The sequence below is a fragment of the Thalassospira xianhensis MCCC 1A02616 genome (genome assembly GCF_003326475.1).
In the GTDB taxonomy this organism is placed as follows: Bacteria; Pseudomonadota; Alphaproteobacteria; order Rhodospirillales; family Thalassospiraceae; genus Thalassospira; species Thalassospira xianhensis.
In genome coordinates this window covers 1-14,538 of the sequence record NZ_JPWA01000018.1, presented here as the reverse complement: position 1 = coordinate 14,538, position 14,538 = coordinate 1, and the positions used below count along the sequence as shown (strand labels likewise).

General features: G+C 56.9%; 15 protein-coding genes. 4 read left to right on the top strand and 11 right to left on the bottom strand.

Annotation, left to right across the window (positions count from 1 at the left end):
• Nucleotides 1-14 precede the first annotated feature (14 nt).
• Entirely contained in the window at nt 15-833 is an 819-nt protein-coding gene (locus tag TH5_RS14945) for an inositol monophosphatase family protein (protein WP_114122494.1), read from the top strand.
• A 47-nt stretch (nt 834-880) separates the two neighbouring features.
• Here the strand turns inward: TH5_RS14945 and TH5_RS14940 are convergent, their stop codons facing one another.
• From TH5_RS14940 to TH5_RS14905, 8 genes are all read right to left on the bottom strand, one after another.
• Entirely contained in the window at nt 881-4,090 is a 3,210-nt protein-coding gene (locus TH5_RS14940) for an ATP-binding protein (protein WP_244204931.1), read from the bottom strand.
• Nucleotides 4,091-4,243: 153 nt separating this feature from the next.
• Nucleotides 4,244-4,864 (bottom strand): LexA family transcriptional regulator, encoded by a 621-nt coding sequence (locus TH5_RS14935; RefSeq protein ID WP_062952746.1) that lies wholly within the window; start codon nt 4,862-4,864, stop codon nt 4,244-4,246.
• A 64-nt stretch (nt 4,865-4,928) separates the two neighbouring features.
• Nucleotides 4,929-6,230, bottom strand: coding sequence for a four-carbon acid sugar kinase family protein (locus tag TH5_RS14930; RefSeq protein WP_114122493.1), 1,302 nt, complete (start codon nt 6,228-6,230; stop codon nt 4,929-4,931).
• Between the two features lie 5 nt (nt 6,231-6,235).
• Nucleotides 6,236-7,504, bottom strand: a complete 1,269-nt coding sequence (locus tag TH5_RS14925) for a ribulose-bisphosphate carboxylase large subunit family protein (RefSeq protein ID WP_114122492.1) — start codon at nt 7,502-7,504, stop codon at nt 6,236-6,238.
• 3 nt (nt 7,505-7,507) lie between these two features.
• Nucleotides 7,508-8,047 (bottom strand): VOC family protein, encoded by a 540-nt coding sequence (locus TH5_RS14920; RefSeq protein ID WP_114122491.1) that lies wholly within the window; start codon nt 8,045-8,047, stop codon nt 7,508-7,510.
• Nucleotides 8,048-8,057: 10 nt separating this feature from the next.
• Nucleotides 8,058-9,335: a TRAP transporter large permease gene (locus tag TH5_RS14915; RefSeq protein WP_208638457.1), complete on the bottom strand. Its 1,278-nt coding sequence runs from the start codon at nt 9,333-9,335 to the stop codon at nt 8,058-8,060.
• Complete coding sequence (locus TH5_RS14910) at nt 9,332-9,928, bottom strand: TRAP transporter small permease (RefSeq protein WP_114122489.1); 597 nt, start codon at nt 9,926-9,928, stop codon at nt 9,332-9,334. Before TH5_RS14910 ends, TH5_RS14915 begins: the two co-directional genes overlap by 4 nt.
• Before the next feature lie 93 nt (nt 9,929-10,021).
• Nucleotides 10,022-11,032 carry a TRAP transporter substrate-binding protein gene (locus tag TH5_RS14905; RefSeq protein ID WP_114122488.1) on the bottom strand — a complete coding sequence of 337 codons (1,011 nt, stop codon included), beginning with the start codon at nt 11,030-11,032 and terminating at the stop codon, nt 10,022-10,024.
• A gap of 147 nt (nt 11,033-11,179) precedes the next feature.
• Here TH5_RS14905 and TH5_RS14900 point away from each other — a divergent pair, with 147 nt between their 5' ends.
• Complete coding sequence (locus tag TH5_RS14900) at nt 11,180-12,214, top strand: LacI family DNA-binding transcriptional regulator (protein ID WP_244204930.1); 1,035 nt, start codon at nt 11,180-11,182, stop codon at nt 12,212-12,214.
• A 78-nt stretch (nt 12,215-12,292) separates the two neighbouring features.
• On the opposite strand, the gene TH5_RS14895 is transcribed toward TH5_RS14900, so the two are convergent.
• The 3 genes from TH5_RS14895 to TH5_RS25325 all read right to left on the bottom strand — a co-directional run bounded on the left by TH5_RS14895 (nt 12,293) and on the right by TH5_RS25325 (nt 13,139).
• Complete coding sequence (locus tag TH5_RS14895) at nt 12,293-12,487, bottom strand: YegP family protein (protein WP_114122486.1); 195 nt, start codon at nt 12,485-12,487, stop codon at nt 12,293-12,295.
• Nucleotides 12,488-12,616: 129 nt separating this feature from the next.
• A complete protein-coding gene (locus TH5_RS14890; RefSeq protein ID WP_114122485.1) occupies nt 12,617-12,904 on the bottom strand; it encodes a hypothetical protein in 288 nt (95 codons plus the stop codon).
• 28 nt (nt 12,905-12,932) lie between these two features.
• Nucleotides 12,933-13,139, bottom strand: coding sequence for a hypothetical protein (locus TH5_RS25325; protein WP_147250110.1), 207 nt, complete (start codon nt 13,137-13,139; stop codon nt 12,933-12,935).
• 115 nt (nt 13,140-13,254) lie between these two features.
• Here TH5_RS25325 and TH5_RS14885 point away from each other — a divergent pair, with 115 nt between their 5' ends.
• Entirely contained in the window at nt 13,255-13,695 is a 441-nt protein-coding gene (locus TH5_RS14885) for a hypothetical protein (RefSeq protein WP_114122484.1), read from the top strand.
• Nucleotides 13,683-14,198 (top strand): hypothetical protein, encoded by a 516-nt coding sequence (locus TH5_RS14880; protein ID WP_114122483.1) that lies wholly within the window; start codon nt 13,683-13,685, stop codon nt 14,196-14,198. The genes TH5_RS14885 and TH5_RS14880 overlap by 13 nt, the downstream gene beginning before the upstream one ends.
• Nucleotides 14,199-14,538: the final 340 nt, after the last annotated feature.

Below are 14,538 nucleotides of genomic sequence, written 5' to 3'. Positions count from 1 at the left end.
CAGGCAGGGACAAAGTGGAAAAAGCATTCTCGGGAATTGATATCGAGGCACGGTTTGAACATGCGCGCGACGTGATCCGCGAGGCGGGTAAACGCGCCATGGAATATTATGAAGGCGACGCCGCCGACCTTGCGATTGAAACCAAAACCAACGCGCTAGATATGGTCAGCATCGCGGATAAAAATGTCGAGGCGATCATTCGCGACAGGATCGGCGATGCCTTTCCCGAGGATGGGTTCCTCGGCGAAGAAATGGGCATCGAGAAGGGAGACAATGACTGCCTTTGGGTGATTGACCCGATTGATGGCACGGCGTGTTTTGTCAATCAGATGCCGACATGGTGCATTTCGGTGGCGCTTATGATCGGTAAAGAAGCCGTCATCGGCCTGATTTATCATCCATGCAATGACGAGCTTTTCAGTGCGGTCATCGGCGACGGGGCGCGTGTGAATGGCGAGCCGGCCAAGGCGAGCAGTGCCAAACGGGTCAGCGATGGTGTGATGGGGATTGGCATGTCGCATCGCCTGCCCAGTAGCTCGATCGTGCCGGTGATCGGCCAGTTGCTGGACGAGGAAGGCATGTTCATCCGCAACGGATCATGCGCGTTGATGATGGCCTATGCCAGTGCCGGGCGCCTGATCGGTTATTACGAGCCGCATATCAATCCGTGGGATTGCATGGCAGGGATCGTTCTGATGCGCGAGGCGGGTGGCTGGTGCAATGATTTCCTTGATCTGCCCAACGTGCTTGAGGATGGCGGGCCGATATTGGCCGCGGGGCCCAATGTCGCCAAACATCTGGCGGATATGATCGGGATTTCGTATCGGGGCTGATCAAACCTGATTGCGCGATATTGTATGCATGCTGACCGGTGCCGGGGTTATTCCCCGGTGCCAGTCAGTTGCTGTTTGCGTTCAGACAGCATGCGGTAATCAAGGCGTGCGAGTTCATGGTTGATGGCCTTGATATCCAGCGGCTTGGTGCAATGGGCGTCCATGCCGGCCTCGCGAAATTCGGCCAGATTGTCGTTTGACGTGTCGGCGGTCAGGGCCAGAACCGGGATGGTTGCCTTGACCGGGTCAGCAAATTTGCGGATCTGGCGGGTGGCTTCTATCCCGTCCATGACCGGCATATGCACATCCATCAGAACCGCGTCGAAGTCCTGTTCCTGCAGCAGGTTCAGGGCTTCCTGCCCGTTGGTGGCAACACTGATTTCATGGCCCTGCTGTTCAAGCAGTTTCTGGGCGAGAATGCGGTTGATCTGGATATCTTCGACCAGAAGAAGTTTGCGGCCCAATACGCGCGGCTTGTCCGGATCGGCAAGGCCGAGCTGACTGTCGTCTTCGGCTTCGCTGACGAGTTTTGGCGCATCCGTCAGCGGCAGGTTGAGGTCAAACCAGAAGGTGCTGCCCTTGCCCTCGGTGCTTTCGACATCAATCGTGCCACCCATCGCAAGGATCATTTTCTGACAGATGGCAAGACCAAGTCCGGTGCCACCAAAGCGGCGCGTTGTCGATGTGTCGACCTGTGTGAAGGCCTCGAAGATCGAGCGGACCTTGTCGGCGGGAATACCGATCCCCTCGTCGCGGACCGTGACGCGGAATGCCATGCGGCCATTGGCGATTTTCTGCGGGATGACGGCAACATGGATATTGCCGGATTTGGTGAATTTGATCGCGTTGGAGACGAAATTGGTCAGTACCTGCTTGATGCGGACCGGATCCCCGATCACCCAGCGCGGCATGTCGTTCGGGATATCAAGATGCAGGCGGTTATCCTGATTGCGCGCCGGGACCATCATCATGGAAACGACTTCCTCGCATATCGCGTGGATGTCGGTCGGGACTTCTTCAAGGACCAGTTTGCCGGCCTCGATCTTTGACAGATCAAGGACATCGCCGATCAGGGATAAAACATGCCGCCCGGCACCATTGATGGTCGAAAGGTAACTGCGAATGGTTTCGGAGGGGGCGTGGTTGTCGATCCCGTCGCGGGCGAGTTGGGCATAGCCAAGGATCGAGGTCATCGGCGACCTGAATTCGTGGCTCATATGGGCGATGAATTCGGATTTTGCGCGGTCGGCCTGCTGCGCCTGATTCATGGCGTTTTCGGCTTCCTGTCGGGCGTTATCAAGTTCGCGGGTGCGTTGATAGACCAGATCGACGATCCGTCTTTCCGTCCGGGTCAGCGAGCGCAGATAAACCATCAGAAGGATGCTGATGGTTGCACCGAACACAAAAATCGCCCAGGGCTGCCAGTATAAAAGCCCGTTCAGGCGTGCTCCGGGCCCGTGCAGGACAATTGTCCAGTCGCGGAAACCAAAGGTAAAGGTCGATACTTTGGGGTTATAGCCTGCCGTGATTTCGTCAGCGATGTGGCTCATCGCGTAGTCGGCCCGGCGGTTGGAATAGATCAGTTGATGACCTGCCGGTGCATCCAGATCGGCCAGATGGATTTCAAAATCCGACGGCAGACGCGCAATGCGTGCCGCACGCGTGATCATATTGGTCAGACGCAGCACACCTACCGCAAGGCCAAGTGGTGCCGGGCCGGGATTGCGCCGGTTCGGGACGCTCAAGAAGGCCAGTGCGGTGATTTCGGCTGTCGCGGACTGGAACAAATGGGTTGGTTCGGTCAGCGTTATGTTGTTGGTGCGGATGGCTGTTTGCAGGGCTCGATTGCGGATTTCCTCGCTTGAGAGGTCAAAGCCGATCACGCTTTCATTGCCGGATCGCGGAAAGACGTAAAAAACCGGGAAATATTCATCGCGTTCTGGGGCGGGTTGCATTTCGCCATCGACCAGATTGCGGATTTCAAAATTTTCGACCCCGCGGAGCGAGGCGTTTTCTTCGATCAGGGCACGGGCGCGGCCTTCGATATAGGGCACCCATTCCAGTGCTCCGACACCTGCGCGTCGTTCGACCCACGGGCCGATCATGGCGTTGAACGTGTGAAATGACACATCACCATGCACATCAAACAGGGTGCGAACCGCAATCAGGCTGTCGGTGGCGCGGCCGAGTTCCTCGCGAAGCGATGCCTCGAACGCGCGGCGATATTGTTCGGTCTGGGCATCGGTGGCCTCGTCGATCTGACCGAATGTGTACCATGCCGCCAGCCCGGATATCGAAAACCCCAGCAGACCGACAATCAGCGCAAGATTGCGCCGCAGCCGGTGAATATCGTTTGAAATCCTGCCGTCGCGGGTGCGCGAGGTGACGATGTTGATTTTTTCGATCCCCGCACCCAGCAACAGGGTGCCAATCGTGACCGCGATGACATAGCTGTAAAGGTTTGCCAGCCCGACATTCATATTGATGTTGAGAAACGTGCTTTCGCCCATTGCGGCAAAAACCACGATATCAATCACGATCAGGGCATTGACCAGTGCCGCACCAAGCAAGCCGAACCGGATGGCCCCCCACAGGACAAAGGGCAGGGAGACAAAGATAAACAGATATTCGGGCTTGGCGATCAGCGGCGTGGTTTGCACGGCAGACGAAACAATGATTGTTGCGACGCAGACAAAGGCAAGTTCGGCATAATAGGCCAGACCGTTCGCACGCCATTTCTGATGGATCAGGCGCAAGACCAGCGGTCCGATCACAAGGGCCCCCACAAGATCGCCAAGCCACCAGCCGTGCCAGATGGTGGTGAACTTATCGAAATTTCCGATTGCCGTCAGGCTGAGGCTGAGCGTGCCGCACAGTGCTGCAAGTGCCGGGCCGCCGATCCCGCCGATGGCAATCAGGCCAAATATGCCGCGCGCGGATAGAAGAGGTGTTTTGCTGCAAAATCTGACGATCAGAAGCGATGAAAGGGTTGCGGCCAAAGTATTGCCGGTCGCAATCAGAATGGCTGTTTCCGGAGGGGCGGATGTCGTCAGATTGACAAGAAGCGCGCCCAGGAATACCGCCGGAAAATACCGCCAGCCCCACGCAATCAGAGCCCCCAACGCAATCCCGGATGGCGCCCAGATCAGGGTGACGCTGCTGCCATAGAAGGGAAACTGCAACCCGGCATAACCGAAAACGAAATAGGTTAGCGTGATCGCTGCAAAGCGGATGATATGAACAGGGCCCAGACGCAAATTCGATCCTTCCCGGGGTTGGGGCGCTATTGCTTCAGATGGGAAATCATACGCAAAAAGGAATATCCCAACCGCATTGTTTCAGATCGATTATCACGCAAATTCCCCGATGCACCATCCCCATTTGAGGAGATTGCAAAGGGTGGGGGGCTTTTACTGGCTGACCCAAAGGACGCGGGCGATCCAGTCGATGTCGCGGGCCTCGACATAGCGGTCTTCATAAGCCGGGTTCAGCGATTTGAGTTCCACCCCCATCGCCCCGCGGCGCACCAGTTCCTTGGCCATGACTTCGCCCGATGTGGTTTTCAGAACCACGCGATCCTGCGGGCGGATATTTGATGCCGGGGAGACGACAATCAGATCGCCATCGCGAAAGACCGGGGCCATGGAATCGCCTGCAATCCGAAGGCCATAGGCGGTCGGATCATGCAGGGCGGGAAAGGTGATGTCTTCCCATGCGCCGCCGACCGGATAACCGGCATCATCAAAAAAGCCGCGATTCCCGGCCTGGGCAAAGCCGATGACCGGCACGCGCCCCGCCCCGTTGCCATCGACAAGCTGGGCAAATTCCTGAAAGGTGACATTGGCCACCGAGAGCACCTTTGAAATGCTTTCGGTCGAGGGCCAGCGCGGCTTTCCCTGATTTGTCGTGCGTTTGGACCGGTTGAAAGTGGTGGGATCAAGCTGCGCCAAACGGGCCAGTCCGGAGGGGGACAGCCCGTTATCTTCGGCGATCTTGTCAAGCGCGCCCCATATCTGTTCTTGCCGGATCATGCGTCATCCTAGCAGTCTGTTATTGCTTCGGAAACGGAATTAATTTCGGCTTTGGCAAACGGTGTCAGGAACGATGCGGGTTTTCCATGCGTGAAACGACCCGGTCAAAAATATCGGCACTGCCCATCTGCCCGCCTTTGAGGATCATTTCCAGACCGTCAAGCTGCGGGTTGGTGCTGTGTGCCCGGATCACCGGCACGCCGCGATCAAAATCGGTTACGAAGGACAGGCTGTCGATTGGTAGTTCGAGCACGGCAAGGCTTGAAGTATCCCCGCCCGCAATCGCGAGGAAACCGACCGGGGCGTGCGACAAAACAGCGGCAATAAACCGGGCACTTGCCCGGGCCAGTTTATGGCCGCCAATGCCATGCGTCGCATCATCGCCAAGGGTTGCCAGAACATGGCGATTGCCCAAAAGCATATCGCGGCAGGTTTCGACCTTGCGGGCAAAGCGGGCATCATCAATCAGATCGGCCGGATTGATTTCGACTTTTTCACATAACCGGGTGGCCGCAACCTGCTGCGCGGTCAGCGATGAACGACTGCCAGCAAAGGCGAAAACCGGGCCATCGCGCCGGGTTTGGGGGGCAGTCGGATCCGTTGGTTGCAGGGCGGTTTTGCCGTTGGTGGCGGTTAAAATCTGCGCGACGCTGCTGGCCCCGACGCACAGGATTTTGGTATCCGCCGCAATCGCGCGGAAAGCCAGACCGATGACTTCAAGGTCATGGGCGTCGCCGACATCAAACAATGTCTGTTTTTCCCCGGCCGCCAGCCGTTTGCGGATTTCGGTGGTCAGGAAAAGCAACCCGCGCCGGATCATGGTGACATCGATAAGCCCGATATCGTGCCAGCCCTGCGCGCCAAGATGGCGGCGCAAATCGGCTTCCTTCATCGGGGTTACCGGATGATCGCGCATCACCGGATGACGGTCGATGCGGTGGATGTTGCCATCACCAGCGGCGGCAAAAAGATTGCCAAACAGGCAATATCGGCCAAGCGATGGCTGCCCGCCGATGATCGCCTGCCAATCGGCATTTATACCCTTGGCAAAACGGTCTGCCACCTGTGCGATGTTGCCGGTTTCGGGCGCGCTATCGAAGGTCGAGCAGACCTTGAAATGATGAATTTTGCCGCCTGCCGTCCCCAGACCGGCGACAAGATCATCCATATGTTGAGTACCGTTTTCAACCGTTTCAGCCCGAAGCGAGGTGGCAACGCCAATCGCATCGAGGTCTGCGATTTCCGGGTGGTCCGATATTCGGGGCGGGCTTAGATACAGGCGGGCGGATTTGCCGCCGCGCGCCAGTGTTGCCAGCGTATCGGACGCCCCGGTGAAATCATCTGCGCAGAAAACGATATCGGCCATCGCGATCAGGCCTTGTTGCCATAGAAAGCCAGTGCCTCGGCCAGGGCGGGGCTTGTTTTTGCCTGTGCGTCAAGGCTTTGGCCCGTTGCGCAGGCTTCCCATGCGTCTTGCAGGCTTCGTATACCGGCGGCTGGTCCCGACGGATGGGCAAGGATGCCGCCGCCGGCAAGGAACATGAAATCAGCCGATCCGACGGCATCAAATGTTGCCGGAACGGTGCCCGCCCATTGACCGGATGAAAAGACCGGAAGCACGATATCATCTGTTTCACCGGCACAAAGCGGCTGTCCACAAAGGCGGGCACTTTCGGTGACTTCGGCGTCGTCATCGCAGAATTTGCCACCCATGCCATGCACATGCATGTGGTCCATGCCCGTAAGACGATAGAGCGTCTGATAGGCGGGGAAGGCCATGCCAAGAAGCGGATGGCGCGACAATGCGCCAAAGCCGTTGCGATGCCCGTGCAGGACAAGCGGCGTTGATGCGCGAAGGGTCTGCATGGCCGACAGCCCGACCCAGTTCATGCTGACCATGGCGCATGATCCGCCTTCGTCTTCGATCAGGTCGGCATGGCGGCGCATCGCATCGGTTTCATCAGTGATGTTAAAAGCAATCATCACATCGCGCCCGGTACGGTCACGATATCTGCGCACCCGTTCCATGACGGTGGGAATACGGTCGGTAAGCGGGGCGGACGCAGGGTTTGCGCAGACTTCGTCATCCTTGATGAAATCAACACCTGCCTCACAAAGCTGTTCGACCAGATCGGCGATGTCATTGGTGCGAAGACCGACATTTGGCTTGATGATCGTGCCAAAGAACGGCCGGCCTTCGACCTTCATGCGGGTGCGTGTACCACGGGTTCCGGCAACCGGGCGGTCATACAGATCGCGATAGGATGCAGGCAGTTTGATATCCAAAAGTTTTAACCCGGTGATTTCGCCCAGATCATACAGATTGCCTGAAACCGTGGATGCCAGTGTCGCGAGGTTCCGCCCGATATTGCTGCTCGGGAAACCGACCCGGACTTCGGCCCGGCGATAGGGACCCCCGATGCCCTTGGCCTGTAAATAGGCACTTTGCAGGCTGGGTTCGGTGGCGGCATCAAGTTCGGTCACCGACAGGACACGCGCCGCACAGCGTTCGCGCAGTTCGTCGGTTTCCCCGGCAACACGCACAAACGTGCCGCTGCTTTGTTCGCCCGCGATGATGGCGGCGATTTTGGCCGGGTCCATCGGGGTTTCGATCAGGTAACGGGCTTCGATCAGGTCCATGGCTCAGATTTCCGAAAGCGACGGGAAGGGACGCACGGGATCATCGCCGTTCCAGCCGACGGATGCCTCGTAAATGGTTTTGAACAGGCGGCCTTTGGGGCCGACGACTTCGGAAAGTTCGATCACGGTGCCGGGATGGTCTTCCTTGTCGAAATAGACAAAGCGGCCATTTTCGCCGACCGTGCCGCTCATTTTGACCTTGAAGCCCTGTGATTCCATAAGCGCCAGATCATTGTCGAAATCCTGCGTCCAGTAGGCGACATGCTGAAGGCCGGTATGGCCTGCTTCCTGAAAATCGCGATACATCGACGGTGCATCATTACGGGTCTGGATCAGTTCGACCTGCACAAAGCCCGAATTGGCAAGGGCGACGGAATTGTGGACCTCGTAAGGTTTGCCATCGTAACGGTAATCTTCGATCGGGACCTTGGGGTTATAGTACCAGGGGCCGACACCCATGGTGGTTGCCCAATAGTCCATTGCGGCCTCGATATCGGGCACGACATAGCCGAGCTGGCGGATTTCGCCCAAAAACTTGCTCATAATTCCTCACTTATCCAAGAAGGTTTGGCAACCAGGTCGAGATTGCCGGTATGCAGGTCACCGCCAGAAGCGATAAAAACAGCGGGATCAGGAAGGGCAACGCGCCGCGTATGACCCGATGGAGCGGCATCTTTGCGATGATGCTGACCATATAGAGGCTCATCCCGACCGGCGGTGTCAGAAGCCCGATCATCAGGTTCAGGACAAAGACGATGCCAAGTTGCAGCGGATCGACACCGGCAGCCGTCAGGGCCGGGGTGATGATCGGTGCAATGATCAGGATGGCGGCAATTGATTCCAGGAACATGCCGACGACAAGCAGCAACACATTGACGATGAAAAGCAGGATCAATGGATTGTCCGACAGGTCGAGGAGGAACGCACTGGCGGTTGCGGGTAGCCGATCCATGGTCAGAACCCAGGCAAACAGGGCCGCGGTGGCAACGATAAACAGCACACTGCCGGTGGCATCGACCGTATCGCGGGCGGCGGCAATGATGCGTTTGACATCAAGTTCGCGATAGATGAATTTGCCGATGAACAGCGCATAGGCAACCGTTACCCCGGCGACTTCGGTCGGCCCGAAATAGCCCGAAATCAACCCGCCGATCAGAAGAACCGGGGCGGCAAGGGCGGGCAGGGACACCACGAATTTTCGGCCAAACGCGGCCCAGTCAAATTTGACCTCGTCACGGGGCAGTTTGTAAATCCGGGCCATCACGCCGACCTGCAACATCAGAAGAATCGTGATCAGAACCGCGGGCACGATCCCGGCAATCAGCAGTTTGACGGCAGATACATTGGCAACCGAGGCAAAGATGATGATCGGGATGCTGGGCGGGAAAATCGGGCCGATGGTGGCGGCCGCCATGGTGATGCCCGAGGCAAATTCGGCACTGTAGCCCTGTTTGCGCATCATCTTGATCTGGATCGAACCGAGTGCGCCGATATCGGCAAGGGCCGCACCGGACACACCGGAAAAGATCAGGCTGACCAGTACGCTTACCTGTGCGGTGCCGCCCCGGATCCAGCCGACCATCATGCGCACCAGTTCAAACAGATGGTTGGTGACACCCGAGGTGCTGAGCAGGCTGGCGGCGAAAATGAACAGTGGCACGGCCAGAAGTGGCGTTGAATCCAGCGCATTGACCGTGCGTTGCGCCAATACCGTCATCGGCAGGTTAAACAGGATCATGACAACGGCCGAAGACAGGCCAAGGCACACGGCAATCGGCAGCCGGATCAGCATCAGAACCAGAAACAGGACAAGAAGGGTCGCGCTCATCATGGGCGGGGTTCCTCGCGGGATACGGCAATCGTGGCGGCGGTATCGATAGCGTCGTTATTATCGCCGCTGTCGTCTTCGTCGTTGTTATCGTCGGCTTCTTCGTGATGGGCGGCGGGTTCGGTGCCGGTGACAAGGCGGTAAATCGCAACCGCGGCCAGCAGCACAATGGCAATCACCGCCGGGGCATAGACGACAAGGTTGGACAACCCCATCGAGGGTGTTGAAAACTTGCCAGCCCGCAGAAGAAACTTGTAAAGCGCAAACAGGAACACGCCGGAAAAGGCGGTGATCAGGATGTAATTGGCGGTCCGCAGGATTGCCTTTCCGCGCGGGCGAAGCGCGCTATAGAGCAGGTCAATCGCGATATGGCGGTTATGGAGCATCAGGGCCGGGACGACGAAAAACACCAGCGCGATATTGGAAACGCGCGACAGTTCATCCGCCCATGGCAGGCCAAGATCGAATAAATTGCGCAGGATCACCTGACCGACCACCAGCACCGTCATCAATGCCAGCATCAGCATGGCAAGCAGTGTCAGAACCCGACAGATATGGTCGAGCCCCCGATAGATCGGAGAATTCCGGTTCGGCATGACAAACCCCGGACAAGAAGCGGAAAAACAGAAAAAGGCGAAGTTCGGGGCGGTCCGGCTTTGATCGTGGCGACCGGACCGCCCGAAGCGCGATTACTTTACAGCGGCAATCTTTTCGTAATAGGCGCCGTATTTCTCGTCGAAGCGTTCATGGACGAGTTTTTCAACGCCACTGCGGAAGGCGGCCACGTCAAGCCCGTCATCCGGGCCGATCACGGTCATGCCGGCATCCTTGAGCGCCTGAAGCTCTTCGCTTTCCTGATCAAGGATCATTTTCGATGCTTTCTGGCGGACGGTTTCGGCGGCCTTTTCGATGCCTGCCTTGATGTCATCGGGGAAGCTTTGCCAGGTGTCTTCATTGATCACGACGATTTCAGCAGCCGAGATATGACCGGTCAGCATCATGTGCGACTGCACGTCATAAAGTTTGTGATCCAGCACCACGTTGACCGGGTTTTCCTGGCCCTGAACGATGCCGGTCGCAAGAGCGGTCGGGACTTCGGACCAGTCAACCGGGACCGGTGCAGCACCCAGGCCTTCGACCGCGGTCAGGTAAACCGGGGACGGGATTGCACGGATTTTGACACCGGAAAGATCGGCCGGGGTTTTAACCGGGCGATCAGCCGTCAACTGACGGGTGCCGAAATAAAACGCGTAAAGCACGCGCATATTGGTGTTTTCGATCAGGCCGTTATTCAGTTCTTCCATCACAGGGGAATGAATGTCGACGACCTTCATCAGGTGATCATAATCGCGGTAAAGATAGGGCGTATCAAGCACGCCGAAATCTTCGTAAAGCGAGCTTAATGCGCCAGCGGTGTTATGCGACAGCGCAATCGCGCCGGTCGAAACGCCTTCGGCCAGTTCCTGAATCTTGCCAAGCTGGGACGACGGATAAACGTCTATCTTGACCGCGCCATTGGTGTTTTTGGCGATTTCTTCGGCCAGCCAGTCGGCCTGAAGGCCGGTGATGCTGGTCGGGGAATTCATGTGACCGTAATTAAGGGTGTAGTCCTGTGCCTGTGCGCCAAAGGCAAAAAGGCTGCAGGTGGCGACCGTCGCAACAGATGCGACGAAATGACGGAATTTTCCGTTAATGACCATTGTTTCCTCCCGTGATGGTCCGCAGGCCGTTATGGCCGAATATGAAGGGCTATTGTTGTTTTTCCCTTGAATAAAATGATGGTAGGTGAAAGTTTATCCCTCATCAAACATCATTAATTGATGTTTTTTGATGGTTTTGAGGAAAGCATGCCGAAGACGACAGGCCCGGTAATCAAGGATATTGCAGCCCTTTCAGGGGTTTCGCCCGCAACGGTCGACCGCGTTTTGAACAAACGTGCCGGTGTGCGCGAAATGACGGCAAAACGGGTTTTGTCCGCTGCGGCCGAGCTTGGTTATCTGCCCGAATCCGATATGCAGGAAACGTTGCGGCCGCGCCCGATGAAGGTTGTTTTCCTTTTGCCGGCGGGGACCAATCCGTATCTTGGTCTCCTGGGTGAAACCATCAAGGCCGCGGCCGAGCAGCCATCGGGCTATAACATCCGCGCGCGGTGCTTTTTCATCGACAGTTTCAATCCCAAACTGCTGTCGGATGCCATGCGTCAGCATGGCAAAACCGCCGATGGCATTGCATTTATGGCGATTGACCATCCGCTGGTGCGTGAAACGGTTTCGGATTTGCAGGCCCAGGGCAAGCATGTGGTAACACTGGTGTCTGATATCGCCGGGGTGCGTCATTCGGCCTATGTCGGGCTGGATAACCGGGCGGTCGGGCGGACGGCGGGGTATCTTTTGGGTCGGTTGACCCGGCAATCAAGCGGTCGGGTGGCGCTGATTACCGCCAGCCGCACATACCGGGCGCATGAGGAACGCGAAATGGGGTTCCTTGGCCTGATGGACGAGAGTTTTCCGGGGATTTCGGTGATTGCGGCGCGCGAAGGCCACGACAATCGTGCGGAAAATTATCACCATACCGTATCGCTTCTGGCGGAATATCCCGACCTGATCGGGATTTACAATGTTGGCGGGTCATCGGACGGGATTGCACGGGCCCTTCGCGAAAGTGATCGGGGGCGGGATATTGTTTTTATCGGGCATGGATTAACACCCGATACGCGCAAATTCCTGCTTGAGGACATCATGGATGTGGTGATCACCCAAAGCCCGGATATTATCGTGCAGAACACCTTGAAAATATTTGACAATATCCGCAATGGTGCTGTCCCGATGCAGGGGGTGGCCGACCTGATCATGCAGGTCGTGGTCAAGGAAAACCTGCCGTAAATTTACGGCTTGGGACGGCGGAAGAAACACAAAACCCCGGGCCGAATTGCGCCGGGGTTTTGTGTTTCGCAGAGGGTTTTAAGCCGTGGCTTCGTGCACCGGAACATCCTTGGATGATTTCAGCAGATCGATGCTGTGAAGGCAGTCGGATTTGGCTTTGTAGCCCTCGCTGCTCATGGCGATTTTAAGGCCGTTGCGCGCGATATAGGTCCAGCGCCATTCGCCTTTTTTGTCCTTGTAAAGCTCGTAACGCGGGGCGGGTGCATTTGCCATGGGAGACTCCTGACTGTCAGTGGATCGGCATGCAATGGACTGCATCGACCGGTGATGGAAAATTGCCCGATGGGGCGTCCATGAAGACAGTTCAGGAAGGGTTTTGTGACGAAAGGGGCCGGGCGGTGATTAGCGCAGAAGCGCAATCCCGTCATCGTGGCCTGCCAGCAGGATCACATCCTTTTTCGACGGGGCCTTGCATTTCGTGGCCGGGCGAAGGGCGAGCAGGGAGGCCGCAATTTTTTGCGCGCCGGGGGAGAGGAAAAACGCATCATCGGGCCCCAGTTCGCGCGAACAGAAAAGGGCAGCGTCGCGCGGTTTTCGGGCGGAAATGAACAGTTTTTCAAACGCGTCGACAAAGTCGGTCGATGTTCCCATTGCTTCCTGTTGCGTCATTTTGATGCTGGCCCAGCTCATGGGAGTCTCTCGTCTGGTTGTGGATATTTCACAGGCCATTATTCATCCGCTGGCCCGCAAGTCGAGGATTTTTGCGGCTGTTTGAATAATAGGAAATTAATCCTTTACAATGAGAACAAAAAGAGATTATAGCTTGTGCATCAACACCGGAAGTGCATCCGGAAATAGCTTTGATGCAGTCAGAATGGCGGAAAACGGCTTGTAAGCCGAGTTTTGCACGTATCAAATTGGCCATCTTTACATATCCGGCAGGCAATTGGCTTTGGGCTTCTTCGAGGCGCGAGACGGGAGATTTGCACGCGTTTTTCGGGGGTGTTGATGCGAGACAGGCAGTTCAGCAGGAGGGTAGAATGAGTGAGCAGAGACTTTTTCCCAAGCCGATAGCGGACCGCGTGACGACCCCGTTTTCCAGTGCCATGCAGGCGTGGTTCTGGTTTGTGCGGTGCCAGGCGTCACGGATCGAAGGGGCGCGTGTGGTGGCGGATGCCAGCGACGTTGTGCGCCCGTGCGACCCGGATGATATCTATAACGCGGTCATGCGGTTACGGCGTGAAAATGTGCTGGATGACCGGCATTTGCAGGTGATCGAATATTACGGGCTGGTGGAACGCACACCCGATCCGCGCGATGGGCGTGAAAAGCCGAAATATGATCTTTGGTGCGATGCGATGGCAGCCTTGCAGGAGGCATTGATTGCGCGTGATATCGTCCTGCCGGGGGCCGAGGATGCCTTTCACCATCCCGAGAAAATGATCAAAATGACGGGGGAATTGCCGCCATGCAGACTTTGACCCGAGAGGCGATCCGGCCCGATATTCAAGCGGGTGCTCAGGCGGATTCTGTGCCGAAACAGCCGGTAAATTCGCCAACTGAACCGGTGATGCGCGATGTGCTTGTCGTGTTTGCCGATGCACCCGAAAAGCGGCTTTTGCGGTGGCTGAAACCCGGTTTCCGGCATTGTTTCGTGTTGATGTCGGGCGGACGTGCCGGGGAGTGGATCTGCATCGATCCGCAAAGCCACAGGATCGCATGCGATGTCTGGCAGTATTCGGTTCTGTTTGACCCCGAAGCCCATTACCGGGCGCGCGGATTTGACTGCATCTGGGTCAGTTATCCGGCGGAAGTGCCAAGGCGGGTGCGATTGGGCGCGTTTACCTGTGTCGAGTTCGTCAAACGGTTGCTGGGCATTTCCGGGTTCTGGATCGTGACGCCGCATCAACTTTTTTGCGCGATAAAACGTGCGGAAACAAAGGCTTATGGTGGGAGAGTGTTTTTTTCTGAAAAATGTTCTTGATTTGTTCTTTTTCTTGTGCCATAAGGGAGAAGTCAACACCACAATTGCGCCCGCATCGCTTCACCGCGTTGCGGGCGTTTTTGTTTTCAGCCCCGGCTTGGGGCTTTTTTGTTTTAGGGCTCCGGTTTGGGGCATTTGGTTTTTCAGGTCCCGTCTATGGGATGAGGCAGAGGGAGGCAAAGGGGCATCATGGGCAGTCTGTTTTCGACACCAAAACCAGCAGCGCCACCGCCAATTGCCACCAGTCCGTCCGCAAATCCGCCGTCCGTCGATGACGTGGAAAGTGCGGCAGAAGCGGCACGACGGGCGCGGTCCGAGGCACTGGAGCGGCGACGCTATG

Excerpts from the sequence above, each read along its gene's own strand:
- TH5_RS14890 (WP_114122485.1), bottom strand. The coding sequence starts at position 12,904 with ATGAGCTGGGCCAGCATCAAAATGACGCAACAGGAAGCAATGGGAACA.
- TH5_RS14920 (WP_114122491.1), bottom strand. The coding sequence starts at position 8,047 with ATGAGCAAGTTTTTGGGCGAAATCCGCCAGCTCGGCTATGTCGTGCCC.
- TH5_RS14925 (WP_114122492.1), bottom strand. The coding sequence starts at position 7,504 with ATGGACCTGATCGAAGCCCGTTACCTGATCGAAACCCCGATGGACCCG.
- TH5_RS14930 (WP_114122493.1), bottom strand. The coding sequence starts at position 6,230 with ATGGCCGATATCGTTTTCTGCGCAGATGATTTCACCGGGGCGTCCGAT.
- TH5_RS14915 (WP_208638457.1), bottom strand. The coding sequence starts at position 9,335 with ATGATGAGCGCGACCCTTCTTGTCCTGTTTCTGGTTCTGATGCTGATC.
- TH5_RS25325 (WP_147250110.1), bottom strand. The coding sequence starts at position 13,139 with ATGGCCAATTTGATACGTGCAAAACTCGGCTTACAAGCCGTTTTCCGC.
- TH5_RS14885 (WP_114122484.1), top strand. The coding sequence starts at position 13,255 with ATGAGTGAGCAGAGACTTTTTCCCAAGCCGATAGCGGACCGCGTGACG.
- TH5_RS14895 (WP_114122486.1), bottom strand. The coding sequence starts at position 12,487 with ATGGCAAATGCACCCGCCCCGCGTTACGAGCTTTACAAGGACAAAAAA.
- TH5_RS14935 (WP_062952746.1), bottom strand. The coding sequence starts at position 4,864 with ATGATCCGGCAAGAACAGATATGGGGCGCGCTTGACAAGATCGCCGAA.
- TH5_RS14900 (WP_244204930.1), top strand. The coding sequence starts at position 11,180 with ATGCCGAAGACGACAGGCCCGGTAATCAAGGATATTGCAGCCCTTTCA.
- TH5_RS14880 (WP_114122483.1), top strand. The coding sequence starts at position 13,683 with ATGCAGACTTTGACCCGAGAGGCGATCCGGCCCGATATTCAAGCGGGT.
- TH5_RS14910 (WP_114122489.1), bottom strand. The coding sequence starts at position 9,928 with ATGCCGAACCGGAATTCTCCGATCTATCGGGGGCTCGACCATATCTGT.
- TH5_RS14905 (WP_114122488.1), bottom strand. The coding sequence starts at position 11,032 with ATGGTCATTAACGGAAAATTCCGTCATTTCGTCGCATCTGTTGCGACG.